The organism is Kitasatospora sp. NPDC090091, assembly GCF_044747365.1.
In the GTDB taxonomy this organism is placed as follows: Bacteria; Actinomycetota; Actinomycetes; order Streptomycetales; family Streptomycetaceae; genus Kitasatospora.
Genome location: NZ_JBIVDY010000019.1, coordinates 128,766 through 155,375, shown reverse-complemented (window position 1 = coordinate 155,375; position 26,610 = coordinate 128,766). Strand labels below are relative to the sequence as shown.

General features: G+C 73.4%; 20 protein-coding genes. 8 read left to right on the top strand and 12 right to left on the bottom strand.

Annotated features, from left to right (window positions below; genetic code table 11):
- Window positions 1-216: 216 nt before the first annotated feature.
- From ACIPSC_RS29495 to ACIPSC_RS29485, 3 genes are all read right to left on the bottom strand, one after another.
- Entirely contained in the window at window positions 217-1,116 is a 900-nt protein-coding gene (locus ACIPSC_RS29495; protein ID WP_400829675.1) for an acyltransferase domain-containing protein, read from the bottom strand.
- Window positions 1,117-1,427: 311 nt separating this feature from the next.
- Window positions 1,428-2,291 carry a class I SAM-dependent methyltransferase gene (locus ACIPSC_RS29490; RefSeq protein ID WP_400829672.1) on the bottom strand — a complete coding sequence of 288 codons (864 nt, stop codon included), beginning with the start codon at window positions 2,289-2,291 and terminating at the stop codon, window positions 1,428-1,430.
- A 383-nt stretch (window positions 2,292-2,674) separates the two neighbouring features.
- A complete protein-coding gene (locus ACIPSC_RS29485) occupies window positions 2,675-3,220 on the bottom strand; it encodes a PadR family transcriptional regulator (protein ID WP_400829667.1) in 546 nt (181 codons plus the stop codon).
- 134 nt (window positions 3,221-3,354) lie between these two features.
- Here ACIPSC_RS29485 and ACIPSC_RS29480 point away from each other — a divergent pair, with 134 nt between their 5' ends.
- Window positions 3,355-4,710 (top strand): MATE family efflux transporter, encoded by a 1,356-nt coding sequence (locus ACIPSC_RS29480; protein WP_400829664.1) that lies wholly within the window; start codon window positions 3,355-3,357, stop codon window positions 4,708-4,710.
- A gap of 54 nt (window positions 4,711-4,764) precedes the next feature.
- On the opposite strand, the gene ACIPSC_RS29475 is transcribed toward ACIPSC_RS29480, so the two are convergent.
- On the bottom strand, window positions 4,765-6,201 hold the full coding sequence (locus ACIPSC_RS29475; RefSeq protein WP_400829661.1) for an MFS transporter: 1,437 nt from the start codon (window positions 6,199-6,201) through the stop codon (window positions 4,765-4,767).
- A complete protein-coding gene (locus ACIPSC_RS29470; RefSeq protein ID WP_400829659.1) occupies window positions 6,198-6,812 on the bottom strand; it encodes a TetR/AcrR family transcriptional regulator in 615 nt (204 codons plus the stop codon). Before ACIPSC_RS29470 ends, ACIPSC_RS29475 begins: the two co-directional genes overlap by 4 nt.
- Here ACIPSC_RS29470 and ACIPSC_RS29465 point away from each other — a divergent pair.
- Entirely contained in the window at window positions 6,811-7,092 is a 282-nt protein-coding gene (locus ACIPSC_RS29465; protein ID WP_400829655.1) for a hypothetical protein, read from the top strand. The genes ACIPSC_RS29470 and ACIPSC_RS29465 overlap by 2 nt on opposite strands.
- 48 nt (window positions 7,093-7,140) lie before the next feature.
- Here ACIPSC_RS29465 and ACIPSC_RS29460 read toward each other — a convergent pair whose 3' ends face one another.
- From ACIPSC_RS29460 to ACIPSC_RS29450, 3 genes are all read right to left on the bottom strand, one after another.
- Complete coding sequence (locus ACIPSC_RS29460) at window positions 7,141-8,538, bottom strand: cation:proton antiporter (RefSeq protein ID WP_400829653.1); 1,398 nt, start codon at window positions 8,536-8,538, stop codon at window positions 7,141-7,143.
- Window positions 8,539-8,542: 4 nt separating this feature from the next.
- A complete protein-coding gene (locus ACIPSC_RS29455; RefSeq protein ID WP_400829651.1) occupies window positions 8,543-9,073 on the bottom strand; it encodes a cation:proton antiporter regulatory subunit in 531 nt (176 codons plus the stop codon).
- A 259-nt stretch (window positions 9,074-9,332) separates the two neighbouring features.
- Window positions 9,333-9,509 carry an antitoxin gene (locus ACIPSC_RS29450; RefSeq protein ID WP_400829647.1) on the bottom strand — a complete coding sequence of 59 codons (177 nt, stop codon included), beginning with the start codon at window positions 9,507-9,509 and terminating at the stop codon, window positions 9,333-9,335.
- Window positions 9,510-9,766: 257 nt separating this feature from the next.
- On the opposite strand from ACIPSC_RS29450, the gene ACIPSC_RS29445 reads away from it, so the two are divergent.
- The 6 genes from ACIPSC_RS29445 (at window position 9,767) to ACIPSC_RS29420 (ending at window position 17,722) form a co-directional block, all read left to right on the top strand.
- On the top strand, window positions 9,767-11,272 hold the full coding sequence (locus tag ACIPSC_RS29445) for a M28 family metallopeptidase (protein ID WP_400829781.1): 1,506 nt from the start codon (window positions 9,767-9,769) through the stop codon (window positions 11,270-11,272).
- A 315-nt stretch (window positions 11,273-11,587) separates the two neighbouring features.
- Window positions 11,588-13,000, top strand: a complete 1,413-nt coding sequence (gene lpdA / locus ACIPSC_RS29440; protein ID WP_400829643.1) for a dihydrolipoyl dehydrogenase — start codon at window positions 11,588-11,590, stop codon at window positions 12,998-13,000.
- Window positions 13,001-13,188: 188 nt separating this feature from the next.
- Window positions 13,189-13,956 (top strand): leucine-rich repeat domain-containing protein, encoded by a 768-nt coding sequence (locus tag ACIPSC_RS29435; RefSeq protein WP_400829640.1) that lies wholly within the window; start codon window positions 13,189-13,191, stop codon window positions 13,954-13,956.
- 262 nt (window positions 13,957-14,218) lie between these two features.
- A complete protein-coding gene (locus ACIPSC_RS29430; protein ID WP_400829637.1) occupies window positions 14,219-15,727 on the top strand; it encodes an FAD-dependent monooxygenase in 1,509 nt (502 codons plus the stop codon).
- Between the two features lie 198 nt (window positions 15,728-15,925).
- On the top strand, window positions 15,926-17,257 hold the full coding sequence (gene thrS, locus ACIPSC_RS29425; protein ID WP_400829633.1) for a threonine--tRNA ligase: 1,332 nt from the start codon (window positions 15,926-15,928) through the stop codon (window positions 17,255-17,257).
- 165 nt (window positions 17,258-17,422) lie between these two features.
- Window positions 17,423-17,722, top strand: coding sequence for a hypothetical protein (locus tag ACIPSC_RS29420; protein WP_400829628.1), 300 nt, complete (start codon window positions 17,423-17,425; stop codon window positions 17,720-17,722).
- A gap of 110 nt (window positions 17,723-17,832) precedes the next feature.
- Here the strand turns inward: ACIPSC_RS29420 and ACIPSC_RS29415 are convergent, their stop codons facing one another.
- The 4 genes from ACIPSC_RS29415 to ACIPSC_RS29400 are packed head-to-tail and all read right to left on the bottom strand — an operon-like array spanning window position 17,833 to window position 26,139.
- Complete coding sequence (locus ACIPSC_RS29415) at window positions 17,833-18,567, bottom strand: NUDIX hydrolase (RefSeq protein WP_400829624.1); 735 nt, start codon at window positions 18,565-18,567, stop codon at window positions 17,833-17,835.
- Window positions 18,568-18,624: 57 nt separating this feature from the next.
- Window positions 18,625-21,636: a hypothetical protein gene (locus ACIPSC_RS29410; RefSeq protein WP_400829620.1), complete on the bottom strand. Its 3,012-nt coding sequence runs from the start codon at window positions 21,634-21,636 to the stop codon at window positions 18,625-18,627.
- Window positions 21,637-21,666: 30 nt separating this feature from the next.
- Entirely contained in the window at window positions 21,667-23,088 is a 1,422-nt protein-coding gene (locus ACIPSC_RS29405) for a hypothetical protein (protein ID WP_400829617.1), read from the bottom strand.
- Window positions 23,089-23,109: 21 nt separating this feature from the next.
- Window positions 23,110-26,139, bottom strand: a complete 3,030-nt coding sequence (locus tag ACIPSC_RS29400) for a CHAT domain-containing protein (protein ID WP_400829613.1) — start codon at window positions 26,137-26,139, stop codon at window positions 23,110-23,112.
- Window positions 26,140-26,610: the final 471 nt, after the last annotated feature.

The window sequence follows — 26,610 nt, the reverse complement described above, 5'->3', positions numbered from 1 at the left end:
CCAACTGAGGTGTTATCACTATGCGACCTTTAATGTTCCGTGGGCAAATCTTTAAAGGAAGTTCGCTCGCGTGAGTGATATGCAGTCAGTTCATAGGAATTCCGGATGGGCGGTCGATGCGGCGGCGCGGCGATATGGCGGCGTGGTGACGCGGCGGGGCAGGCCCGAGCCACCCGACCGCGTCGGCCACCGGCCACCGGCCACCCGCCGCCCGCGTCAGAGCCGCAGCCAGCCGCCGACGACGTGCCAGTGGCCGCCCGCCCGCAGGTGGTCGACGATGGCGCGCTGGAGGACCGTGTCGCGCGGCAGCCCCTCCAGCGGGCCGTCGGCGGTGCCGAACACGTACCGCAGCGGATTGTCGTCCTCGGGCCCGCCGGGCGGGCCGAGCGGGGCGAACCGCCGCTGGAACCGGACGATGTTGGAGTCCCCCGGCAGGTAGTCGGCGAGTTGCGGGTCGAGCAGCCAGGAGAAGACGCAGGCCGTCGGGTACGGCTCGGTGGGGTGGTGGCGGGCGAAGAAGCCGCGGGCCCGGGCGAACGAGCGCTCGCAGGACTCGGGGGAGAGCGGGCCGCGGTGCGCGGGCACGTGCAGTTCGAGCGTCCACGGGCCGAATCCGGCGGCCGCGGCGGCCTCGGCGTCCGGGCCGGCCAGCCGCTTGCGCTGGAACTGGAGCCGCCCGAGCTGGTAGAGCTCGCCGCGGAAGTGCAGGGTCAGCCAGGCGGGATTGTGGAGGCCGCCGGGGCCGCGCCGCCGCCGGCTCAGGGCGAGGTGACGGCCCAGGTCGGCCAGGGTCGCCCGGGACACCTCGGGCCGGACCCCGAGCGCGCGGTGGTACGCCCGGGTGTGGGGCGCGAGTGCGACCAGGAGCAGGGCCGAGAGGTAGTCGCTGCCGTCCGAGCCCGCCGGCCATCCGCCCCAGAGCCCGGACGGCCGCCCGACCGTGCCGATCGCCGCGACCTGGGCGCGCAGCTCCCTGCCGAACTCGCCCCGGAGGCCCGGGTCGCGCGCCAGTCGGCGGTGCGCGGCGAGCAGGCCGTTCACGTCCTCGAAGGGCACGCCGAGGGCGAGCAGCGCCTCCGGCAGTGCCTCCGAGTCCGGCAGTCCCTTCGGCTCCAACCCGCCTCCTCCTGGCCTGCCGCGCGCTGTCGGCTGCCGCTCCGGCCGGCGGATCCGCCCGCCGACCCGGCCCCGTCGGGCTGCCGGTCCGCAGACCCTACCGGGGAACCCCGCCGCACTGGAGGCCCGCGGCCGAGCGGCCGAGCGCGGGGCTCAGCGCAGAAGGGTGAAGACCAGCGCGCACACGCCCCCGAGCGCCGTTCCGGCGAGCCGGCGCCGGGGCCGCGCCGCACGGGGCCCGGCCCCGGCGCCCGCGCGCAGCCACCGCCGTCCCGGCCCCGCCGCCGTCCCGGCCGTCACGCCGCCGGGGCTCAGCCGCGCCCGCGCACCGCACGCGCCGTCCGCAGTGCCCGCCGGACGGCGCGGGTGGCGACCGGCGGCAGCAGGTCGAGCGCGAGCCGCCGCGGCGCGGAACGGGTCGGTGCCGACGGAGCGGGGGCGGGGGGCCGGTTCAGGCGCACGACGCGGGCGCCCGCGATGGTGTCCTCGTCCATCGCGTAGCCCTCGGCCCGCCAGTCCCGGGCGAGCAGGGTCCGCCGGGCCGCCTCGGCGTCGCCCCACGTCCCGTAGAACTTCATCGACGTGAGCAGGACCGGCTTCAGGCCGCCGGTGAAGACCGCCTGCCAGACCGCCGCGGAGACACCGGGGGTGTGCTCCGAGCGGTAGTCGTCGAGGGCCACCAGCCCCTCGTCCGCCAGGGCCGCCCGGGCCACCTCGATGTCCCCGGCCACGTGCTCGTACAGGTGGGAGGCGTCGATGTGGACGAACCGGCAGCTCCCGGCGGGGATCCGGCCGTCGGCCAGGACGGAGGTGGGTGCCTGGACGATCTCCGGCAGCTCGCGGTGGAAGGCGAGGTAGTTCGCCTCGAAGGCCGTCCGGGTGAGGGTCTTCCGGTACGACATGATCATCTCGGCGGCGTTCTCGGCGTCCCCGGCCTCGGAGTCGAAGAGGTCGCAGACGGTCAGCCGTTCGCCCGGCTGCAGGTGGTCGCCGAGCAGGACCGCGCTGCGGCCGAGGTAGGCGCCGAGTTCGAGGATGTCGCCGGTGTGGCCGGCCGCCGTCTGGGCGGCGAGGAGATGGCCGAAGGCCTCCTGGTCGACCTGGAAGAACCAGCCGGGGATGGCGTCCCGCGTGAGCGGTGCGGGGCGGACGGTTGCGGGGTCGGCAACGGGCACAGCGGCCTCCAGGGGTGCGGGCAGTGCCCGGACGCGCAGACGGCTCACCCCGCGGGGTGCCGCGGGTGTGAGGCGGATCATCATAGCTACGGCGGGGCCGGGTTGCGCCAGGCCTGGAACCCGGTTCGCCGCACAGGATTTCGCGCGTTCCGCCAGGGTGCGCCGCGCGCGGTCCCGCGCCGGCCCGACCGCTCCGCGGGCCGGACCCCTTCGCGCGTCCGGCCCGTCCCTCGGAACCGGGCACGTTCGCCCGCCCCCGCCGGGTTCCGGCGCCCCGGCCTGCACCCCCGGAGCCGGTACCCGCGGCTTCACACGACCGGGTGTCCGGCGACCGGCCGCAGGCCGGCTGCGGCGCAGCGCGGAACGGCCCCCGCGGTCAGCGGTCAGCGGGCCGTGGCGCCGCCGCCCTCCAGCTCCGCGATCGTGTCGGCCAGCCAGGCCCGCTCGGCCGCGCCGGACGCCCGGGCGACCAGCAGCATGCCGCGCCGGAACGGGTTCGGCTCCTGCTCGGCGGTGACCGGGCGGCCGTCGGCGTCGTAGAAGAAGCTGCTCGGCGCCTCCAGGAAGGCCAGCCGCCGGCGCAGCACCGCGGCCTGACGGGCCGGGTCGGTCAGGCGGTCCAGGAAGGTCGCGACGGTGAAGAAGCGGATCTGGTCGGAAATCTCCACCTCCTCCGGATCGGAGAGCCGGCGCTCCAGCTCGGCCCGGCCCTCGGCGGTGAGTTCCAGGACCTGCCGGGCGGCGCCGCCGCTGCCCGGCTCGCTGCGCCGGACCAGTAGCCCGGCCTTCTCCAGGCGGGTGATGGCGGGGTAGAGCGCGCCGTCGCTGACCGGGCGGACGTGGCCGGTCAGGCCGGTGATGCGGGACTTCAACTCGTAGCCGTGCAGCGGCTCGTCGTGCAGGAAGCCGAGGATCGCCAGGGTCAGCACGGTCGAGGCCCTTCCGTCGTCGCACGCTCTCTCCGGGGCGCCATGCTACCTCTTGCCGAGGTGCCTCGATTAGATGTATCTCTATTCGAGGTACTGATGGCGCCGGGCCGTTCGGGCCGCCGAAGGGGGGAATCGTGCGCGGACACCTGCCGCGGCTGATCGGACTGGCCGGGCCGGTCTACGGGGAACTGCTGTCCGGGGTGGTCGCCTCCGTCATCGGCACCTTCTGGGTGGCCGGCCTCGGCGGCTCCGCCGTCGCCGCCGTCACCCTCGCGGGCACCGTGGAGAACCTGCTGCTCGGCCTCGTCCTCGTGGTCTCCTCCGGCACCACCGTCCGGCTCGCGCACGCCCTCGGGGCCGGTGACCCCGCGGCCGCCGGCCGCACCGCGCGGGCGGCCTGGCGGCTCTGCACGGTCGGCACCCTCCTGCTCGCCGTGCCCGGCTTCCTGCTCCGCGAGCACCTCGCCGGGGTCTTCCTGGACGGCGCGGCGGCCGGGCTCGCCGCGGACTGGTTCGCGGTGGCCTTCCCCGCGTTCGGGCTCTTCTTCGGCCAGCGCGTCGCCGACGAGCTCTTCAAGGGCGCCGGCGACACCCGCACACCCCTGCGGACGGCCCTGCTCGCCAACGCCCTGCTGCTGCTCCTCGACCCGCTGCTGATCCTCGGCCCCGGCCCCCTCCCCGCCCTCGGCGTCACCGGCGCGGCCCTCGCCCTGACCCTCTCGCGCGCCGCCGCCTTCGCCGTCACCCTGCTGCTCCGGCGCCGCCGGCGGATGCCCGCCCCGCCCGGCGGCACGGGCCCGGCGATGCGCGGGATCGTCGCCGCCGGGGCGCCGTTCGGCCTGGACTTCACCGCCCGGATGGGCGTGGGCACGGCGCAGCTCGGCCTGGTCGCGGCCTTCGGCGTCCCGGCCGTGGCGGGCTACGGCGTCGGCTACCGCGCCCTGCTGATCGTCACCATGGCCTTCTACGCCGTGCGGCAGGCCGCGGTGATCGAGTCCGCCCGGCTCGCCGGCGTGGGCGACACCGCGGCGCTGCGCACCCTCGGCCGGGACACCGCGCGGCTGGCCGCGGCACTCGGCGCCGGCGCCGCCGTGCTCTGTGCGGCGCTCGCCGTGCCGGTGACGGCACTGTTCACCGACGACCCGGCGGTGGCCGGCGAGTCGGTCGGGTTCCTGCGGATGGCGGGCCTCTACCTGCTGCCGTACGCGCTGGTGGTGGCGCTCGGCGGGGTGTACCAGGCCTCCGGCGGGGGCCGGCCGCTGGTGGTGGCGGTGCTGCTCGGCCTCGGCCTCCAGCTGGGCGCCGGTGCCGCCCTGTCCGGCCCGCTCGGGGTGGACGGGCTCTGGGCCGGCATGACGGTGGGCGCGGTGGCCCAGCTCGCCCTGATGCGGCTGCTGGTCGGCCGCCGCCCGGCCGCGCCCGCGGGGGCGGAGAGGCCGGTCCGCGGGCCGGCGATGCCGGCCGGGCGGGCGCTGGAGACGGCGGACTGAGCGGGCGCGAGGCGCCCGGCGCCGTGCCGCGCCGCACCCGCTCCGCGCCCCGCGCTACCCCTCGGCCGCGGCTGTGGCCGGGTCGGCCTCCCCGGCCTCTCCGGCTTCCCCGGCCTCTCCGGCCCGCCCCCGGGCCCCTTCCGCCCCGGCGGCCGAGGCCGGGAGCCGGAGGGCGAGCAGGGTACCGGCGGCCGCAGTGGCGGCGAGGGCCAGCAGGGCCGGGCCCATCGCCGTCGCGAGCGGCCGGCCCGCCGTCAGGGTGGTGGCGGCGGCCACGCCCAGGACGGGGCCGATGTTCATCGCGGTCTGCTGCAGGCCCCCCGCCACGCCCGCGTCGGCCACCGACGCGTCGCGGACGAGGACGGCGGTGGCGGTGACCATCACCGTCCCCAACCCGGTGCCCAGCAACAGGAAGCAGCCGCAGACCACCGCCGTGTGCGTGCCCTGGTCGAGCCGGGAGGCCAGCAGGGAGCCCAGCGTGACCAGCAGCATCCCGGCGACCACCGTGCGGCGCGGCCCGTGACGGCGCATCAGCGTCGCCGAGGCCGGGGCGGCCAGCACCATGGCCACCGCGAGCGGCAGCGCTCGCAGCGCGCTGCCGAGCGGGTCCAGGAGGAGCACCTCCTGGAGGTAGTACGTCCCCAGGAACAGGGTGCCGAAGATCGCCGCGGAGGCCGTGAGCAGCACCCCGAGCGCGGAACCGACCGTCGCGGAGCCGAGCATGCGGGGCGGCAGCAGCGGGCGGGCCGTCCGCCGCTCGTGCCGGACGAAGGCGGCGCCGAGCAGGGCGGCGGCGAGGAGCCCGAGGGCGGTGGCCGCGGACCAGCCGCCGTCGGGTATGCCGACCAGGGCGTGCACCAGGCAGACCAGTGCCGCCGCGAGCAGGCTCGCGCCCGGCAGGTCGAGCCCGGCTGCGCGGTCGACGGGCGGCTGCGGCAGCCGGACCAGCAGGGCGGCGGCCCCGACCGCCACGGCCGGCGCGACGGTCAGGAAGAAGACGGCCCGCCACCCCAGGTGCGCGGTCAGGGCGCCGCCGACCACCGGCCCGGCGGCGGCCGCCAGGCCGATCGCGCTGGTGCGCAGCGCGATCGGCAGCGCGAGCCGGTCGGCGGGGTACGCGAGGCGCAGCATGCCGAGGGTGGCGGGTTGCAGCAGCGCCCCCGACACCCCCTGGACGGCGCGCAGGGCGATGACCCAGCCGACGCCGGGCGCCAGGCCGATCCCGGCGGAGGAGGCGGCGAAGCCCAGCACGCCCACGGCGAACACCCGTTGGTGGCCGTAGCGGTCGCCGAGGCGGCCGGCGAGGACCAGCAGGCCGGCCACCGCGATGAGATAGGCGGTACTGGTCCACTGCACCTGGGCGAAGGTGGCGTGCAGGTCGCGCTGCATGCTGGGCTGGGCGACGGTGAGCACGGTGCCGTCGAGGGCGACGATCGCCGCGCCGGTGATGCTCCCGGCCAGGGTGAGCCGGCGGCGCGCGACCGTTGTCATCGGGACTCCGGGCCGAGGTGGGCGACGAGGGCGGCGTCCAGCAGCGGGCCGATGTCGTCGCTGCCGGAGGCGAGTCGGAGGCTGCCCCAGGCGCGGAGTTGGGCGAGCCCGTGCAGGTTGGCCCAGAACGCGGCGGTGGCGTCCGCCGGCCGGACGCCGGCGGGCGGCCCGACCTCCCCGATGAGCCGGACGAAGATCTCGAACATCGGCAGCGTGGTGGCCCGCAGGCCGATGCCGCTGCCCTCCAGGACGTCGTGACGGAACATCAGGTCGAACATGCCGGGCTGTTCGGCTGCGAAGTCGAGGTAGGCGCGGGCGAGCGCGGCGATCCTGGCGCGCGGGTCGCGGCCGGTGCCCCCGTTCCCGTCGCCCGGGTCGGTGACGGCGTCGTCGGCGCGGGCCAGTGCGGCCGCCAGGTCGCCGAAGCCGCGTCGCGCGATCGCCGCCAGCAGCTCGACGTGGGTGGCGAAGTGGCGGCGCGGCGCGCCGTGCGAGACCCCGGCCCGTCGGGCGATCTCGCGCAGGGTGAGCGCGTGCACGCCTTCGAGGGTCACCAGCTCGACCCCGGCGGCCACCAGCCGGGCGCGCAGGCCCGTCTCTTGATCATTCATGGACACTGTCTACCAGTCGGGCGTAGACAGTGTCTACTCGATGGCGTACGGCGGCCCGGGGCAGAATCTCCGTATGGACGAGGGCGGCGAGGCGGCGTGCTGGCTGGACCGGGTGTGCGAGGAGTGCGGCCGCCTGCGCGCGCGGTCCGGCCCCGGGCCGTGCGAGCACTGCGGCGCGGCGACGGTGGCGGGGACGGCCGGACCGGCCGGCGAGTCCGAGGACGCGGAAGCCGAGGACGGGGAACGGGCGGAGCCCCCCGGAGACGGTGCCGCCGGGTGACCCGGGGCGGACCGGAGTGGCCCGTCCCGGGTCACCCGGCGGCGGTGGTCAGCTCGCGACCCCGTTGACCGCCTCGTCCGGGGCTTCCGTGACCGCGCGGCCCGCTACCGCACCGCCCGTGACCGGACCCGCGCCCGGACCCGCTGTCGGCACCGCGCCCGCACTCACCGCGCTTCCCGCGACAACCGCCGCGTGCGTCACGTCCCCCGAACCCGTCACGTCCCCTGGACCTGCCGCGTCCGCCGGACCCGCCGTCCGGGCGGGCGCCCAGCGGGCGGCCCGCCTGCGACCCCGGAGCGCCCCGAGCCGCTCCACCGCCGGCTGGGTGTAGCGCGCGGCGAGCGGCCCCGTGACCACCAGGATCAGCACGTACGCCGTGGCGAGCGGCCCGAGGGCCGGCTCGATGCCGGCCGTGACGGCGAGGCCCGCGATGACGATGGAGAACTCGCCGCGCGAGACCAGCGCGCCGCCGGCCCGCCAGCGCCCGCGCACGGCGATCCCGGCCCGGCGGGCCGCCCAGTAACCGGTGGCCACCTTGGTGAGCGCGGTGGCCACGGCGAGCAGCAGCGCGGGCAGCAGCACCGGCGGGATGCTGGTCGGATCGGTGCTCAGTCCGAAGAAGACGAAGAAGACCGCGGCGAAGAGGTCCCGCAGCGGGCTGAGCAGGGTGTGCGCGCCCTCGGCGGCCTCGCCGGACAGCGCGATGCCCACCAGGAAGGCGCCGACCGCGGCCGAGACCTGGAGCTGCTGGGCGAGGCCGGCCACCAGCAGGGTCAGCCCGAGCACGACCAGCAGCAGCTTCTCCGGGTCGTCGTGCGAGACGAAACGCGAGATCAGGCGCCCGTAGCGGAGCGCGACGAAGAGCACCGCGCCCGCGGTGGCCAGGGCGATGGCCAGGGTGATCGAGCCGGCGACCAGTCCGGCGCCGGCCAGGACGGCGGTGAGGATGGGCAGGTAGACCGCCATCGCGAGGTCCTCCAGCACCAGGATGCTCAGGATCACCGGGGTCTCGCGGTTGCCGAGCCGCCCGAGGTCGCCGAGCACCTTGGCGATGACGCCCGAGGAGGAGATCCAGGTGACGCCGGCCAGCACCACGGCGGCCACCGGCCCCCAGCCCAGCAGCAGGGCGGCCACCGCGCCGGGCAGCGCGTTGAGCAGGAAGTCGACGGCGCCGGCCGGGTACTGGGCCTTGAGGTTGGTCACCAGATCGGCGGCGGTGTACTCCAGGCCCAGCATCAGCAGCAGCAGGACGACGCCGATCTCGGCGCCGGTGGCGACGAACTCCTCGCTGGCGCTGAGCGGCAGCAGCCCGCCCTTGCCGAAGGCCAGCCCGCCGAGCAGGTAGAGCGGGATGGGGGAGAGCCCGTACCGGCCGGCTATTCGCCCGAGCAGCCCGAGGACGAGGATGACCGAGCCGAGCTCGATGAAGACGCTCGCAGTGTGCACCCGATCACTCCCGTCCCAGGATCGCGGCGGCGGCGTCGACGCCCTCGCGGGTGCCGATGACGATCAGGGTGTCCCCGCCCGCCAGCCGGAAGTCCGGCGCGGGGGAGGGCACGGCGCCGGTGCGGCGCAGCACGGCGACGATCGAGGCACCGGTCTCGGTCCGCATCCGGGTCTCCCCGAGCGTCCGGCCGTTCCAGTGCGAGGCGCCGTCGACCGGCAGCCGCTCGGCGACCAGGCCGAGGTCGGTGGTGTGCAGGAGGCCGGGGTGCGGCCGCCCGTCCGCCGTCCGGCCGTCCGGCTGCTGATCGGGTGTCCGGTGGGCGGGCGTCAGGGCGTCGACCAGGGCCGCTGACTCCTCGAAGGTCAGCCGGAAGGCCTGGGAGCAGGCGTCGGGGTCGTCGGAGCGGTAGACGTTGAGGCTGCGTGAGCCGTCCCGGTGGGCGATGACCGACAGGTGCCGCCGTTCTCGTGTCGTCAGGTCGTACTGGACGCCCACTCCGGGCAGGGGGGTGGTCCGGACACGGGGGATCGACACGGCGGCTGTCCTCTCGTCAGGGGGATTTCCGCAAGCGTGTCCATGGTAATGAGTATGTAAAGCCCCCTGCTCGGGGGTGGGTCGGGCGGTCCCCGGCGGCGCGCGGCATCCCTGCCGGGGCGGTCCGCGGCACCCCGCGGGGCGGTCCCCGCAAACGTGCGGCACCCCGGTCCGGCGCCGCCTTCCGACGGGCACCCGACCGGGGTGCAGGCTTCACCGGCGCGGGCCGGCGGACGCCGGCGGGGCCACGGGCCGGCCGCTACTGCGGAGGCTGGTCCCGGAACTGGTCCTTGGCCTTGTCCTGGGCGGTGTCCACCTGTCCGGCGTACTTGCCCTGCGTCCGCTCGTCGACGGCGTCGCCCGCCTTGTCGACGGCCTTCTCGGCCTGCGCCTCGTGGCCCTTCAGCATCTGCTTGAGCTTATCCATCATGGACATGCGGTCACACTCCCGGATGAGATGCCCCCACCTCTCCAGGATCACCGCCGCTGCCGGTGTCCGCATCCTGTCAGCTTGCGCGTCGGGGTTGGCAGCCCGGCGCCGAGCATGTCAAATCGGGAGTCCACCGACTGCCGAAAGGACGCGCCTTGAACGCTCGGACATCCCGCCCGACCGCTCCGACCGCTCCGCACGCCTCGACCCCGCGGACCGGGCGCGCCCCGGCCCCTTCGGCCCGGCGGGTCGCGGGCGCCTCACTGGCGGTGGCCGCCCTGGTGGCCCCGCTGCTGCTGGTCGGCACCGGCAGCGCGTCGGCCGACCCGGACCCGGCCCACAAGGGGGCCAAGCTGGCCGCCCGCCTGGTCGAGGAGAGCACCGCCGACGGCGCGTACCGGACCCTGCGGGAGTTCCAGCGGATCGCCGACCGCAACGGAGGCAACCGGGTGGCGGGCTCGCCCGGCCACGACCAGTCGGCCCGCTACGTGTACGAGCAGGCCCGCCGGGCCGGCCTGAAGGTGTCGCGGCAGGAGTTCGAGTACACCTTCTTCCAGGAGCTCACGGAGCGGCTCAGTGTGGTCTCGCCCCGGGCCGAGGACGTCAGGATCAAGGCCATGACCTACTCGGCCGGTGGCCCCGAGGGCGGTCTGACGGCCCAGCTGGCGGTGGTCCCGGTGGACGCCACCACCGGGTGCGAGCCGGCCGACTACGCGGCCGGCGCGTTCACCGGGCGGATCGCGCTGATCAAGCGCGGTGGCTGCAGTTTCGCCGTCAAGCAGGCCGCGGCGGCCGACGCCGGCGCGCTCGCCGCGGTCGTGTACAACAACATCGAGGGGGACCTCAACGGCACCCTCGGCGACCCGGAGTCCGGCCGGATCCCGACGGCCGGCACCACGAAGGCGGCCGGCGAGTCACTGGCCGCCGAGGCCGCCGCCGGCCCGGTCACCGTCACCCTGGACCTGCGCACCTTCATGGAGAAGCGCACCACCTGGAACGTCATCGCCGAGACCCGCGGCGGCGACGACGCCGACACCGTCGTGGTCGGCGCCCACCTGGACTCCGTGGTGGCCGGCCCGGGCATCAACGACAACGGCTCCGGCTCGGCGGGCATCCTGGAGGTCGCCAAGAACATCGCCAAGCGGCCGGTGAAGAACAAGATCCGGTTCGCCTGGTGGTCCGCCGAGGAGTTCGGCCTCAAGGGCTCCGAGGCCTACGTGAAGTCACTCTCCGAGGCCGACAGGAAGAAGATCAGGCTCTACCTGAACTTCGACATGATCGCCTCGCCCAACTCCGCCCAGTTCGTCTACGACGGCGACGACTCCGACCACGTCGGCTCCGGCCCCGGCCCGGACGGCTCGGCCCAGCTGGAGCGGCGCATCACGGACTACCTGGACCGCCGCGGGCTCCCGCACGAGGGCACCGACTTCACCGGCCGCTCCGACTACGGACCGTTCATCGACGCCGGGATCCCGGCCGGCGGCACCGACACCGGCGCCGAGATCGTCAAGTCCGCCGCCCAGGCCGCCCGCTACGGCGGCACCGCGGGCGTGGCGTTCGACAAGTGCTACCACCAGGCCTGCGACAACCTGGGCAACCTCGACCTCAAGGCCTTCGACGTCAACATCGACGTCATCGCCGACTCGGTCGGCACCTACGCCTGGGACCTCTCCTCGCTGCATGCGCCGGTGCCGCCGCAGCACACCGACGGCCAGGCCGGCAGCGGCGGCGGCCTGCACGAGGGCCACACGCACGAGGTCGACGCCTGATCCGGGCCCGGCACGCGCGGTACGGGCGTGAGGCCGGGGCCCGACCCCGGTCCGACGCCGTACGGCCTGTTTCGGTCCGGCTGCTCCGGCCGGCCGGCCGGCCGCCGTACCGGCCCGCTCCGGGCCGGCCGGGCGCCGTACCGGCCCGCTCCGGGCCGCCCTCGCCCCGCGCGACCGCCGGCGGCCCCGCCCCAGGGGCCGCCGGCAGACCGGTCGGGCGGCGTACCTCCGGGGTCCGATGGGTGCACGAAGCCAGGGCCTGACACCATGGCACCGAGATCACGTGACCGTGACACCCTCGGAGGAGCTAGCACCATGAGCAGCACGCACTACGACGTCGTCGTCCTCGGCGCGGGCCCCGGCGGCTACACGGCCGCCGTCCGTGCCGCGCAGCTGGGCCTGCGCACCGCCGTCATCGAGGCCAAGTACTGGGGCGGCGTCTGCCTGAACGTCGGCTGCATCCCCTCCAAGGCCCTGCTGCGCAATGCGGAACTGGCGCACATCTTCACCAAGGAGGCCAAGACCTTCGGCATCAAGGTCGAGGGCCAGGTCAGCTTCGACTTCGGCGAGGCCTTCCGCCGCAGCCGCTCGGTCGCCGACGGCCGGGTCAAGGGCGTCCACTACCTGATGAAGAAGAACGGCATCACCGAGTACGACGGCCGGGGCACCTTCGTCGACGACCGCACCCTGCAGGTCGCGCTGACCGCGGGCGGCTTCGAGATGATCACCTTCGACCACTGCATCATCGCCGCCGGCGCCACCACCCGGCTGCTCCCCGGCACCAGCCTGAGCGACCGCGTGGTGACCTACGAGGAGCAGATCCTCACCGAGGAGCTGCCCGGCAGCATCATCATCGCGGGCGCCGGCGCGATCGGCGTCGAGTTCGCCTACGTGCTGCACAACTACGGCGTGAAGGTCACCATCGTCGAGTTCCTGGACCGGATGGTGCCGCTGGAGGACGCCGAGGTCTCCGCCGAGCTGGCCAAGCAGTACCGCAAGCTCGGCATCGAGGTGCTCACCTCGACCCGCGTCGACTCGATCGACGACAAGGACCCGGCCGCCCCGGTCCGGGTCACCGTCACCGCCAAGGACGGCCAGCAGAAGGTCCTGGAGGCCGACAAGGTGCTCCAGGCGATCGGCTTCGCGCCGCGCGTGCACGGCTACGGTCTGGAGAACACCGGCGTCAAGCTCACCGAGCGCGGCGCGATCGCGGTCGACGGCCGCGGCCGCACCAACGTCGAGCACATCTTCGCGATCGGTGACGTCACCGCCAAGCTGATGCTCGCCCACGCGGCCGAGTCGATGGCCGTCATCGCGGCCGAGACCATCGGCGGGGCCGAGACGATGGAGCTCGACTTCGTGATGATCCCGCGCGCCACCTACTGCCAGCCGCAGATCGCCAGCTTCGGCTACACCGAGGCGCAGGCCCGCGAGCTCGGCTACGACGTCAAGGTCGCCAAGTTCCCGTTCACCGCCAACGGCAAGGCGCACGGCCTCGGCCACCCGATCGGCTTCGTCAAGGTGATCTGCGACAACAAGTACGGCGAGCTGCTCGGCGCCCACCTGATCGGCCCCGAGGTCACCGAGCTGCTGCCCGAGCTGACCCTGGCGCAGCAGTGGGACCTCACCGTGCACGAGGTCGCCCGCAACGTCCACGCCCACCCGACCCTGGGCGAGGCCGTCAAGGAGGCCATCCACGGCCTGGCCGGGCACATGATCAACATGTGACGCGACCCCCGCGCGCACCCCGCCGCCGGGGCCCGGCCCGCACCTCCACCGCCGGTGGTGCGACCGTCCGGGCCCCGGCGCGGCACGCCTTCGGGGAGCGCCGGGTCGTCCGGAAGAATGCCGTCGTGACCGAAGCGACTCCAGCGACTCCAGCGACTCCAGCGATCGAAGCGACTCCAGCGAACGACGTGACCGACGCGAACGACGTGACCGACGCGAACGACGTGTCCGACGCGACCGACGTGACCCTGAACCTCTGGCGGCAGCCGCTCGGCGAGGTGCCCGCGACCGTCTGGGAGCGCACCGACCTGACCGTGCTCATCCTCGCCGACACCGGCCTGGCCGAACTGCCGCCGGGCATCGGCCGGTTGCAGCGGCTGCGGACCCTCGACCTGGGGCACAACGCGCTCACGGCAGTGCCCGAGGAGCTCGGCGACCTCACCGGACTGGCCGACTTCCTCTACCTGCACGACAACGCGCTGACCCGTCTCCCCGACGGGCTCGGCCGCCTCGCCGCACTGCGCTACCTCAACGTCGGGGACAACCGACTCACCGAACTCCCCGACACCGTGGGCGACATGACCGCCCTGGTCGAGCTGCGGGCGCAGCACAACGGGCTCACCGCGCTGCCCGACACCCTCGGCCGGCTCACCCGTCTGCGCGAACTCTGGCTGCGCGGCAATGCGTTGACCGCGCTGCCGCCGTCCACCGCCGGGCTGGCCGAGCTGCGCGAGCTGGAGCTGCGGGACAACGCCTTCACCGAGATCCCGTCCGTCCTGGCCGCACTGCCCCTGCTGCGCCGACTGGACCTGCGGAGCAACCGGATCACCGGGTTGCCGGACTGGCTGACCGAGCTGCCCGCCCTGGAGAAGCTCGACCTGCGTTGGAACGACGTGGTGCCGCCGCCCGCCCTCCTTGCAGCCCTGACGAACCGCGGCTGCCTGGTCCTGCACTGAGACGCCCCCCAAGCGCCGGGAGGCCGGGAGTCGGAAGCCGTCCGCAGTGGCCCGGAAACGACAGTGGCAAGGAGTCTCGATTCTCCCTGCCACTCTCAACCTATAGCGCACCGGGGGGCTTGTGGCAAGGCCCCGGTGGGGGCGCAGAATGGTCAGCCTCGGCCGGAACCTGCGGAAATGCCGGATTGGCGCGGTTTGCGCGCCTCCGGGCCGTGGGCAGTGCGGCCGGCCGGGGACCGATCTCGTGGAACGGGGGCTTGTGATGATCGATGTCATCGTGGTCGGCGGAGGGCCGACCGGACTGATGCTGGCGTGCGAGTTGCGGCTGCACGGCGTGCACACGGTCGTGCTGGAGCGGCTGGCCGAGCCGACCGCGCAGTCCCGCGGGCGCGGCCTGCACGCGCGCAGCGTCGAAGTGATGGACCAGCGCGGCCTGCTGGAGCGGTTCCTCGCGGTCAGTGAGAGGTTCTCGGTCGGCGGCTTCTTCGGCGGCATCCACAAGCCGTGGCCGGAGACGGTGGACACCGCCCACCCGTACGGCCTCACCACCCCGCAGGCGGTCACCGAGCGGCTGCTCACCGAGCGGGCCCTCGAACTGGGCGTGGAGATCCGGCGCGGGTGCGACGTGGTCGGGGTGAGCCAGGACGAGGACGGGGTGACCGTCGAGCTGGCGAGTGGAGGCACCCCGGCGGATGAAGGCGCGGCCGCTGAGGACGTGACCGGTGGGCGTGTGGCGGGTGGGGGAGGCGCGCGGCTGCGCTCGCGCTACCTCGTCGGCTGCGACGGCGGGCGCAGCACGGTGCGCCGGCAGCTCGGCGTCGCCTTCCCCGGCGAACCCTCCACCGTCGACACGCTGTTGGGCGACATGGAGGCGACCGCGGACCCGGCGGTGATCACCGCGGTCGTGGCGGAGGTCCGCCGGACCCAGCTGCGGTTCGGTGCCGTTCCGGACGTGGACGGGAACGCGGGGGTCTACCGCATCGTCGTGCCCGCCGACGGGGTGGCCGAGGACCGCTCGGCCCCGCCGACCCTGGCGGAGTTCCGGCAGCAGCTGCGGACCGTCGCCGGCACCGACTTCGGCGTGCACTCGCCGCGCTGGCTCTCCCGGTTCGGCGACGCCACCCGGCAGGCCGAGCGCTACCGGGTCGGCCGGGTGCTGCTCGCCGGTGACGCGGCGCACATCCACCCGCCGACCGGCGGGCAGGGCCTCAACCTCGGCGTCCAGGACGCGTTCAACCTCGGCTGGAAGCTGGCCGCCGCGGTCGACGGCCGGGCGCCGGAAGGGCTGCTGGACAGCTACCACACCGAGCGGCACCCGGTCGGCGCCCGGGTGCTGGCCAACACCCGCGCGCAGATGACGCTGCTGGGCACCGAACCCGGGCCGACCGCGCTGCGGGAGCTGTTGTCGCGGCTGATGGACATCGAGGAGGCGAACCGGTACGTGACCGAGATGATCACCGGGGTCGGGGTCCGCTACGACTTCGGCGAGGGCCACGAACTGCTCGGCCGGCGGATGCGGGACGTGCAGCTGAAGCAGGGCCGCCTCTACGAGCTGATGCACGGCGGCCGCGGACTCCTGCTCGACCGGACCGGCCGGCTCTCGGTGGAGGGGTGGGCCGACCGGGTCGACCACGTCGTCGACGTGAGTGAGGAACTGGACGTGCCCGCGGTGCTGTTGCGGCCGGACGGTCACGTGGCCTGGGTCGGCGAGGACCAGCAGGGCCTGCTCGGTGCGCTGCCCACGTGGTTCGGCGCCGCGGGTGAAAAGTGATCGCGGGGAGCGCCGTCCGCCTGCTAGCGTGGGGGACATGAAGCGCGCTGCTGCCGTCCTCACGACGACGCCGGAGAGAGTCCCGGCGCGCTGACTGCTGACCAAGTCCGAAGCCCCGGGGCGAGTGCCCCGGGGCTTCGTCGTACCGGTCCCACCACTCGCCCGCGGATCCCCGAACCCGAGTGGAGACCGACCGCCATGAACGCCGCCATGAACGCCGCCACCCCCGACGCCGCCAAGCGTGCCGACGTGCACGCCGCCGCCGATGCCACCCCCGACGCCGCCTCGCACGACCACCGCAGACTCGGCCGCGAGCTCGACCTGTTCGACACCGACCCGCTGATGGGCTCCGGCCTGCCCTACTGGCTGCCGGACGGCGCCGCGATCCGGCACACCCTGGAGGAGTTCGTCCGCGGGCGCGAGCGGCGGGCCGGCTACCGGCACGTGTACTCGCCCGTCCTCGGCAAACGCGAGCTCTACGAGATCTCCGGCCACTGGGCGCACTACCGGGAGGACATGTTCCCGCCGATGGACCTCGGCTCGGAGCAGGTCGTGCTGCGGCCGAGCCTCTGCCCGCACCACGCGCTGATCTACCGCTCCCGCGCCCGCAGCTACCGCGAACTCCCGCTGCGGATGGCCGAGCTGGGCGGCATGTACCGCTCGGAGCTGTCCGGCGTCCTGGGCGGCCTGACCAGGGTGCGGGCGATCCAGCTGAACGACGCGCACGTCTTCTGCACCCCCGACCAGGCCGCCGACGAGGCCGTGGCCGCCCTGGAACTGATCCGCGAGGCGCACCGCGCGCTCGGCATCAGGCCCGTCCGCCACCGCCTCTCGCTGCCCGGCGCCGGCGGCAAGTACGTGGCGGACCCGGCGCTCTGGGAGCGGGCCACCGCCCTGCTGACCGACGTCCTGGAGCGGTCCGGCGTGCCGTTCGAGGCCGTCGAGGGCGAGGCCGCGTTCTACGGCCCGAAGATCGACGTCCAGATCGCCGACGCCGCCGGCCGCGAGTCCACCCTCTCGACCGTGCAGATCGACTTCCACCAGCCGGAACGGTTCGGCCTGCAGTACACCGGCGCGGACGGCGCCAAGCACCGCCCGGTGATGGTCCACCGCAGCGTCATCGGCAGCGTGGAACGGGTGGTCGCCCACCTCATCGAGCTCTACGGCGGTGCCTTCCCGGCCTGGCTCGCGCCCACCCAGCTGGTCCTGCTGCCGCTCTCCGAGGCGGAGGTGGCGCAGGCCGAACTGCTCCGGCAGCGGTGTCTGGACCGGGGGCTGCGGGCGGAGGTCGCCGGGCCCGAGCGCGGCAGCCTCGGCGCCCGGATCCGCGAGGCGCGGCTGGTGCCGTACCAGGCGGTCATCGGCCCGAGGGAGGCGGTCGACGACCGGGTGGCCCTGCGCCTGCGCGACGGCCGCCGACTGGATCCGCTGCCCGCCCGGGAGGCGCTGGCCGGGATCGGTGCACTGGTCGACGCGTGCAGCGCCGAGCTCTGGGACGGTGCGCCGGCGGGTGGCGGCGTGGGCGCGTGAGGGGCCCCGGGAGCCCGGGGCCGGGGCCGGCGCGGGGGCAGTCGTATTCGTACGACTAGCGGGGAAGAGCGGTGTGTCGACCCGTCAGGGCGGTGCACACGCCGTTCGAATGGGGCCCGGCGGCCAGTCCCACGGCCGCCGCGTCCCCTAACGGAGGTACCCCTCGTGCGACGCACCCCCACCCGGCTCGCCCGCCGGCTCACCGCCCCCCTCTTCGCCGGCCCCGTCCTCGCCGCCGCGCTCTCGCTGGCCGCAGTGGCGGCCGCCGCCCCGACCGGGCACTCGGCCGTGGCGCTGCGCCCGCTCCCCGTCCCCGACGCCCGCTACTGCGCGGCGGTCGTCGGCCACGTGCCCGGCGCCGACGGACGCTCCCCGCTTCTGGGCCACGGCTGCCCGGCCGACTCCCGGATGGACGTCCTCACCAGCGCCGACGGCAGGCCCGCCCCTCGGCAGGCCGACCGCTGACCGCTCCTCACGGAACACCGGGACACCTCCCGCGCCGGAGGCGTCCCGGCGTCGGCATGACGCGGCGTCGCGTGACGCGGCGACGCACGGCGGCCCTCCGGCGCCTTGGCTCAGCGAAGCTTCCCGCCGGCCGTGGCCAGCGCGATCGCGCTGAGCGTGAAGGAGTCGGTGATCTCTCCCCGTTTGAGCATCTCCCGGAGCTCGCCCGGGCTCACTGCTCGGACAGCACCGATGCCCTCCTGCCTGGCCCCCTCTGAAGGTTCGGTTCTGAACTCGTTCTCGTCGAGGCGGGCGAGGTACAACTTGGTCCGGGTCGCCGCTATACCGGTGTCGGCGTTCATGGCGCCGAGTTCGAGGAGTTCGCCGACCGGGCAGCGGAGTTCTTCCTCCGCCTCGCGCCGGGCCGTGGCGTCCCCCGTTTCCCCCGGCTCGCTGAACCCGCGCGGAATCTCCCAGTGCCACTGGCGGTCGGCATGGCGGAAGTGGTGCACCAGCACCACCCGACCGTCCTCCAGTACCGGCAGGACTGCGGCTCCGCCCCCGTCCGCCGTGGGGCAGATGCGAACGTAGGCTCCGGACTCCCCCGAGGGGAAGCGTACGGCGTCGCGGACGACCGTGATGTAGTCGTCCTGGTAGACGATGCCGATGTCGCCGAACTCCTCGGGCAGCCCCTGGACGCGGGCCAGAGCGGCCGCTGCGTCGGCTACCTCGTTCTGTGCGGCGGGGTCGTCGGGAAGCAGGATGCGAAACGGCGCGTCCTCGGGGTTCTTGAACAGGTGGCCCCGGTCGTTCACCAGTCTCTGATAGGCGGCCAGACGTCTCGCCCGGCGCTCGGAAACGTCCACGATCGGTCCTCTCCGGTGGGCCCTGGGGGTGGTGTCGCGGATCACCCCTGGGGGACTCTACTGGGCTGAGCCGGCCGAAGCCCGGTCGACCGGCCACGGGCGGGCGGACCCCGCGGGAACTTCGGCAGCGCTCTCGCTCCGCGCGGCGGGTGCCCTGCGAAGTCGCAACTCCGCTGAGCAGTACGGTGTGTAGGCCAACCCCGTGACGTTGCCGTCGGCGAGTAGGTCGAGCCGCATGCGTCGGATCGCCTCGCCCACGTCCACGCCGTCGGGGTCGGCGAAGTGGCCGATGAAGAGCTCGGCGGCCTCCGCGGCAAGGCTTTGGTTCAGCATCACCTCGGTGCCGATCACACCGGCGCTGCCCGCCTGGCTGAAGGCGTCGACGAACGACACCAGCGCCTCCGGCGAGATCGCGGCGGTGTGGCAGCCGTTGATGATGACCAGTGGCGCGACTGCGGACCAGTGCTCTGGCTGATTGACCCACAGATGCTCGTTCCAGACGGCAATCTGATGGGTGCTGATCTCGTCGCACTCGCCGATCTCGACGACGGGTCCGACGTGTGCTCCGTGCCGCGAGCCGTGCAGCCCGTGGCAGAGGAAGTAGATGAGCTGCAGGTCCGGTCTGGCAAGTGCGTTGCCCAGGTCGACGGCCGAAGGGCAATGTTGGACGGTGAAGCCCGGGAGCCGCGCCGCGAGACTGGTGAGATGGGCCGAGACGGCCGCGAGGTCCAGCCGCTTGCTGAGGCTGTGCCCGATCACCAGTCCGGCGGTGTCGCCGTACGGGATCTCCTGGCGCAGCGGGGTGCGCGGGCGAGCCGAAGGCGGGACTTCGATCACATACCGGAATCCCCAGAAGCCGTACGGGCACAGGGTGTCGAGCCCGTGTTCCGCTCGGTGCGGACACGCGTACGGATACCCGCCCTCCACGACGTCCTGCCGCCAGCTGCCGAGTACCGGGCAGGGCCGGTACCAGTCGGCGGCGTCGGCATAGGCGTCGGCATCGACTTCGGGGCGGGGGTCGTTCAGGGGCAGGTCGTAGACGGCAGCCCAGGGGAAGACGTACGCAGAGTTCCGGACCCGGGCGATCTGGATGGTGCACGGCTGGTCGGTGGGTGCCGGGAGCGCAGGGTCGACCATACCTCGTAGGGCGCGGTGCAGGGTCCGCCCAAGATGCGCGAGGTGGGCGAGGTCGGCACGGTAGTCCTGCTGCCCTTCGGGGTTGTGAGGGGCGTGGGCGCTCCGCCTCGATATGACTTCAAGATGAGCGCTGAACAGGGCCTCACGGAAGTCTCGCATGGCGTTCCCTAGTTGGGCTTCGCTTGCGATCACCCTGAGTTCCCCGGTGGTGTCCGTTCCCCAACGGATCCAGAAGGTGCCGTCGTCAGGCTCGTCGGTCACGACGCTGAGCCCGCGAGGACTTCTTGTGCCGACGTCGTTGAAGTCCGCGGAATCCGTGTAGTCCTCCGTTGCGAGCAAAGCAGGGCTGGACAGCACCCGCATCGGGTCAGTACCGGTTTCCACGGAGATTCGGAACGACCTTAGGAGGTGGCCTTGGTGGTGGATCGTCACCCGCATCCGGCCCGTCCCCGGAGTGTCCGCCGAGCGAAGGCCCAGTAACACGTAGGGGATCCGGTCGTACCAGTGGCACCGGTGCGGGTTGCTGCCAGGTGGACACCGGCAGGCCCATGCCGCGCCGTGCCTGGGGAGGAAGAGTGCGGCCGGAACCCGGTCGACCTGGAGGTCGCTGCTGGCGGCCGTCACGTCGAGCCAGTGCCCCTCGGGGCTCTGCGGGAGGAGGAAGTCCGGGAACGGAGCCGGATTGTCGATCAGCGAGTCGACCTCCGCGGGGCCGATGCCGACACGGACGGCGTACCGGGTGGCCGGTCGGAGCGGACGGTAGCGGTGCACGGGGTTGGCCGGTTCGTCGGGCAGGACGATGTGGGCGTTGACGTACCGCGCCGGCTCGGCCACCGGCTCGATGGCCGCCATGGGGACCTGTCGCGGAGCCGCGTCCGCGGGTGTGGCGGGCGTCGGCTGCGCCTCGGCTCCGGGACGGTCGGCGAGCATGCCGGTCGGCTGGCCGGTCCACCAGTCGTCCGGCGGAGTCTGCCAGCCCGCGCCCCCGGTGTGGTGCGTGATGACGGACTCCACCGCCTCCTGGCACAGCTCTGCGACGGCGAGCGGGTCGGTGGTTGCGACGGCGTGGTCAAGGGCGGGTACGGCGGGATGCGCGGCGGCCGTCTCGGCGCTCGCGGACGGCCAAGGGAGTCGAGCGGTCAGGGCCAGGGCCCGAAGGTGATCGTTCCAGGGATCGACGGCCATGGCGTCCGCGATGGCCAGCAGGTGTTGGCGCTGCTCCTCGGCGAGGTACGGCGCGGCCCGTGTCGCGAGCGCCGCCGCGTACCAGTCGGATTCCTCGTGGAGCGCCGCCTCGACGAGATCGAGCGCCTGCCGCACGCGATCCTGGCGAAGGTCGGTTCGTGGGTCGAGGTAGGGGAGGAGGTAGGTAGCCTCACCGGCACGCAGTGCACCAGGCTGCTCTGCCCGCCCGGTCAGCAGGTCCGCCAGAAGAGAGACATTGGCCAGGGGCGGGATGTCGGGAGGCGCGGCCTCGGCGAGCGAGCGCAGCCGGCCCCAGGCGCTGTCGAGCGGAACGCCGCCCGCCCGCCCAGGCGTGCGGTCGGCACCGGAGGCGGGGGAACTCCGCAGTGCTCCTGGCAAGGCACGGCCGCCCAGTGCGCGGTAGACCAGCGTCTCCGGCGGCTCAGGTTGCGCGTCCGGGCCGGTCACCGGGCCGGATGTGGGCAGACCGGCAAGCGGGGGCAGTGTCGCGACCAGCACGTCGAGCTGTCCGGGGTCGCGGATCCGCCTGGCCAGCACCTCGGCGACGGCTTCGGCGATCGGCGGCCACCCCGGGTCCACGGTGGCGGCCAGGCCGGCAGCGGCCCGCGCGATCCGGGGCAGATCGGCCGGGTCTGCCCATTGGGCGAGCCAGGGCAGCAGGGTGGGCTCGGGCGCTGCCGGTCTCTGCGGTGGGAACAGGATGTCGGAGAGGGTCCCGGCACTCATGTCGCTTCGCGCCTCTCTGTGAGGGTGAGCTCATTGGCCCACAGCTGCCGCCAGGCCGGAGAGATGCTCGCCGACCGCCAGCGCATCGGCCCGGACCTGTGGCGTCAGGTCCTCGATCTGGAGTAGCTGTCCGAAGCTGCTCGTCCCGTGTCGGGCCCCCACCGCCAGGCCTTCGCCGTCCCCGCGCAGCGTGCCCGGAAGGCTGGTCCGCAGGGTGTTCACATGCGCAGCCCAGGTGTCGCGCAGCTGGTTGTCGACCTGGCCGGTCGTGCTCCGCCGGTCCTGCGACAGCCGAGCGGCACGGCGTGCTTCCGCCCGGTCGAGGAGGCTGTTCAGCCGGGCGCAGCTCTCCTGCCACGCCTGCCACCGCTCACGGTCGGCGACCAGGGCCCAGTACGTCGTGAACAGTTGGTGCAGCGCGGTCACGGGTAGACCTGGAAGGGTCTCGGCAGCAGTGAAGACTCCGGAGATGGTCCGGTCGGCGAGGCGGCGGGCTGAGGCCCCCTGCCCCTCACGGAGGCTCCGGATGACCTCCAGGGCCAGTGCGTTCACCTGCTTGAGGTGTTCACGGGCGTCGGCCCGCGGCACAGAGGACAGGTAGCCGTCCTGGGCGCCGGCCGACTCGGCGAGCATGGCGTTGTAGAGCGTGTCCACGAACTCGCGAGCCCACTCAAGGGGCCCCAGGTTCTGGGAGGTGGACTGTTCCACGAGGTTGTGCACCCAACTCCGGCTGCGCAGACTCTTCGGGGGCTGGCTGGTGATCTCGTCGCGGATCGCCGTCGCGACGTCGAGGGGGCAGTTCCGTAGCCGGGCGGTCTCCTCCAGCTCGTCCTGTTCCAGACGGGCGAAGTGCTCAAGGTAGTCGTCCAGTCCGATCGTCGGCGGCTTGGCCTTGAAGCCGGCGTTCGGTGTGCGGCTGTACTCTGCGAGCCGAGTCAGGATCTCGAAGCGCTTGGCCAGATCCTCGTAGTCCGGTGCCCTCAGCCAGGTGGGCGTCGCCGGCAGCTGGTGCGGGTTGTCGTCCGCGCTGTCGAGGGCATCGGCCAGTTCCCTCCGCCGATCGACGTCGTCATTGATCGACAACCAGGCCGAAAGGCGGAAGTACGGCTTGGACTCGACCCGCCGAAGCTGTCCGGTGAAGGCGGAGAGCAGGCTGTGGGCGCCGAACCAAGTGACGATGAACGGACGGGCCTGACCGAGGCGTTCGCGAGCCTCGGGGTTCTTGGTCCGCCTGATGGTTTCGTCGCGGGTGGTCAGCACGGCGTCGACCAGCTCCAGAACGCTTACCGAGTCCGAACCGTAGCTGTTGTTGACGGCAAGCGAGTGGCCGAGTAGCAGGTACAACAGTGCTTCTGTCTGGGCCTGCGCCCGGTTGGGGTGGTCTACCTCCTCCTTCTTGGAGGTTGCTCTGGTGGAGTCGAAGGACTCCAGGAAGACCGTTCTGCGGCACATGTTGAGACTCCCAGGGGTGGGTCAGGAGAACGGCTCGGCCTGGAAGGGCGCTGGGAAGAGCACCGGGTCCGACCCGGTCTCCAGGTAGAGCATCGGAACCGCCGCTGCCCCGGGCTGTCCGGTCAGGACGTAGCGGTGAAGGGCCTCGGCGAAGGCGAGGTCGACCGGTGCGCCTTCGAGGACCAGCGCGGTGAAGTCCTCGACCAGGGGCTGGACGGTGTGGCTGTAGACCTGTGATCGCATGGCGACCACGCATGGCACACCGAGGCGGATCAGGAGTCGGGCCAGCGCTCCTGAGCGGCAGCCGACGAGCACCACCAAACGCGGGCCGGCGGCCGCCAAGCACGTGGCGACCAGATGGGTGGACAACGCCTCGTGGCGGTGGGAGAACTGCACCCGGTCCGGCGCGCAGTGTGCCCAAAGTTGCAGCAGGTCCACCGGTCTTCGCAGGGCCTCTGCGAGGTCGGTCTCCGTTTCCACGGTGCAGGGCGTCGGGGTGGACAGCTGGACGTGGCTTCGCCGGGTCCGGCGCTGGATCAGGTCGTACGCCTCGTCGGCGCTCTCCAGCGGGTCACGGCCGCCGGGCCTGCTGCGGTCCGTTCCGTGGAGGACGAGCAGGATGGGCCGGTGGGCCGGGGCAGGCTGTTCGGCGCGCTCGGTGGTCCGGTTCGGCGCCACCGTCCGGACAATCGTCACGGGAGGGCGGTTGAACCATCCGAGCGGCGCGTTTGCGGCGTGCAGGAGCTCCCAGGGCATGTCATCGGCCGCGCTGTCGGTGTCCAGCTCGACGCGCACCGGACGGTCCGGGCGCGAGCCCCGCGCAGTGTCCATGGCCAGGTCCACGCCCGCCTGCCACAGCAGTTCACCCACGCGGCCCGCGTCGAACACGGCCTCGGAGAGGTCGTCGATGCTCAGAGTCTGAGTGCGCAGGCCGGGGTACTCGCTGGTTGGCAGAACGGCCCTGCCGCCGCCCGGGATGCTGAGTTCATACCCCGCGTGCCCGTCGTCCGCGGCGGTGATCCGCATCCGGATCACCCCTGTGCCGCAGGCCTCCGGATCTGCCACGTCGTAGCCGAGCACCCGGGTGTCGGCGGCGGCGACGATCCGTCGATCGGCCACCGCCAGCTGCGCGGCCTGGGGTGCCGCCGGCTCGTGGTGTCTGCCGGACCCGAGCCGGATGCCCCCCTCGGGATCCGCGAGTGCGAACCTGCGATCGTCGTACACCGCCACCGGCCGGGCCCCGGTCGGCAAGGTGGCCACAGCATCGTCGTACCCGCGTCCGCCCCGGAACGCCTTCACGGCGCCGTTCGGCTGGTGCACCAGCGGACCTGCCGCGCCGAATCCCAGCAGCCTGGAACCGGCCTTCAGCTGGTAGAAGGACGGCGTGTCGTCCGTGGCGTCCATGAGAAGGAGCTTGCCGCCGTCATCTATTGCGGCCAGTGTCCCGTCGTTCGCGAACCGGATGTCGACCACCGTGCTCGGCAGCTCCAGCCTCGCCGGCTCCTGCCCGTGGCGCAGGACGACGACGCTCGCCGCCTCGGCGCGGGCATACAGCTCACCCCATTGAGCTACGGCAGGACACAAAGCACTGCTCAGACGCTCGGCTGCGGCGGAGACATGCGGATCCCACCGGTACGCGCCAAAGTGGCTGGCGATCAGCCAGCCCGGCCCGAGCGGCACCAGCTGGTACACCGAGCCGGCGGGCGACAGGGTGGTCTCGGCGACCACGGTGCCGCGCCCGTCGTAGGCGCGTACCCGACCGTGGGCGGTTCCCACAGCCGCCAGACCCCGGTGGGCGGCTGCGGCAGTGGTGACGGTGTCCTGGCCGGTCAGGGCCGTCGGCCGGCCGACAGTCGCCGTTTCGCTTCCCGCGCGGGCCAAGTCCCACTGGACCACCTCGACGCCGCAGGTCGTGATCAAGTAGCGCGAACCGAGTGCGGCGATGTGCTCGAAGGCCTCGTCGCCCGTCAATCGGTCCACGGCGTCGGGCCGGTCCCCGTCACCTGTGGCACGGGGCTCGGCGATGAGTACGGAGTCCACACTGGCCGAAGCGAGACGGCCGTCGGGCAGCCACGCTACCGCGCGGACGGCTGCATGCGGCCGGGGCGGGCCCTCGGAACCCTGCACCAGGACGTCTCCGCCCGCCGTGACGACCGCCAGCCGCTCTCCGGCCTGGTCCCAGGCGGCGGCAGTGATTCTGTCGGCAAGGGGAAGAGACGGCTCGGGGTTGTCGGCCTGCCATGGACCGTGCCACCCGAGCGTCCAGGTGGCCGTTGAGCCGTCAGCCCACAGGGCATGCAGCGTGCCCTCCCCTTGGAAGGCCACGGCGACCACGCGGCCGCCGGTCCGGCCCGGTGGCCGCAGGTCGTCCCAGGCGCCGGCGCCGCTACGGTAGAGGAGAACCCGCCCCGACTCGTCCCCACAGCCGACCCAGCCCTGGGGGCCGATCGCCGCCGCGGTGATCGCGGCCAACGGCTCCAGCCTGGGAGGCGCGGTCATACCCAGTGTGGTGAAGGAGGCGTGCAGACCTCCGGCGAAGATCCGTTCCCCGAGGACCGCCAGCGCCCGCACTGGGCCGTCCTGCAAGCGGGCGACCGTCGTCACCCCCTCGTCGGGCGCCCAGCGCTCGACCGATCCGGACATGGTGCCGAGGACCGCCGTCCGCTCGGCGCCCACCACGATGCTGACCCTTCCCGTGGCCCGTCCGTTGCGGCGGAACCGTCCGTCGCGGGAACGCGAGGACCAGCGCAGACGGAGGAAGGGGGCTCCACGCGCGTACAGCCATGCCACGGCCCATCGCTCGACCTCCGGCATCCACCATTCCACGGCGACTTCCAGCACAGCCTGGGCAAAGGCCGCTGTCCGGCGCTCTCCGACGACCGGCTTCCCCCCTACCCGCGTCCTGGCGTGGCGCAGCGCGAGAAGCAGGTCCCTGCCTCCCCTGTCGGCGGGGCGGGATTCACCGAGTCCGGTGATGAACCGCTCCACGTCGAAGTCGGCGTGCTGCTCTCTCCAGGGGACGGGTAATCCTTCGGCTCGATCGATTGCCATCCGAGCTCCTGAGACAGGTCGTCCCTACGGTTGACGGCGGGGGCGTCGACCAAGTGGGTGTGGGTCTCGCGCGGCCCCGGTCGGGTGGCAAACTCAACCCATCTTCGGAGGCCTCAGCGGCCTGTCGGCGCGAAGGGTCTGCCCGGGAGGTTCATCGTGGCCGGGCCTGCGGTGGTGCTCCTTGGCGACGACAGTCGGGATGGTGGGCGAGCCCATTCGGGCCACCCGGTCGCGGGCCCGAGCTTCGATTTCAGCTGCCTCTTGAGAGCTCCAGGCACGCAATTCGGTTACTGACCCGACACAGGGCCAGGCGTCCCACGCCGCATGACGGCGTCCGTGTGATCTGTAAGAACCAGTCTACCGAGCTGCCCCCAGGGCCTCCAGAGTCTGTTGGCGACCGTCCGGGAGGGGGGACCGGGTATGGCGGCGGAGTGTTGCCTGCACGGCTGCCGACAACTCGCTCTGATCGTG

What these genes read in the sequence shown, in the direction of transcription:
- thrS (WP_400829633.1), top strand. Translation starts at nt 15,926, where the DNA reads ATGAACGCCGCCATGAACGCCGCCACCCCCGACGCCGCCAAGCGTGCC.
- lpdA (WP_400829643.1), top strand. Translation starts at nt 11,588, where the DNA reads ATGAGCAGCACGCACTACGACGTCGTCGTCCTCGGCGCGGGCCCCGGC.
- ACIPSC_RS29475 (WP_400829661.1), bottom strand. Translation starts at nt 6,201, where the DNA reads ATGACAACGGTCGCGCGCCGCCGGCTCACCCTGGCCGGGAGCATCACC.
- ACIPSC_RS29410 (WP_400829620.1), bottom strand. Translation starts at nt 21,636, where the DNA reads ATGAGTGCCGGGACCCTCTCCGACATCCTGTTCCCACCGCAGAGACCG.
- ACIPSC_RS29465 (WP_400829655.1), top strand. Translation starts at nt 6,811, where the DNA reads ATGGACACTGTCTACCAGTCGGGCGTAGACAGTGTCTACTCGATGGCG.
- ACIPSC_RS29470 (WP_400829659.1), bottom strand. Translation starts at nt 6,812, where the DNA reads ATGAATGATCAAGAGACGGGCCTGCGCGCCCGGCTGGTGGCCGCCGGG.
- ACIPSC_RS29450 (WP_400829647.1), bottom strand. Translation starts at nt 9,509, where the DNA reads ATGTCCATGATGGATAAGCTCAAGCAGATGCTGAAGGGCCACGAGGCG.
- ACIPSC_RS29430 (WP_400829637.1), top strand. Translation starts at nt 14,219, where the DNA reads ATGATCGATGTCATCGTGGTCGGCGGAGGGCCGACCGGACTGATGCTG.
- ACIPSC_RS29405 (WP_400829617.1), bottom strand. Translation starts at nt 23,088, where the DNA reads ATGTGCCGCAGAACGGTCTTCCTGGAGTCCTTCGACTCCACCAGAGCA.
- ACIPSC_RS29400 (WP_400829613.1), bottom strand. Translation starts at nt 26,139, where the DNA reads ATGGCAATCGATCGAGCCGAAGGATTACCCGTCCCCTGGAGAGAGCAG.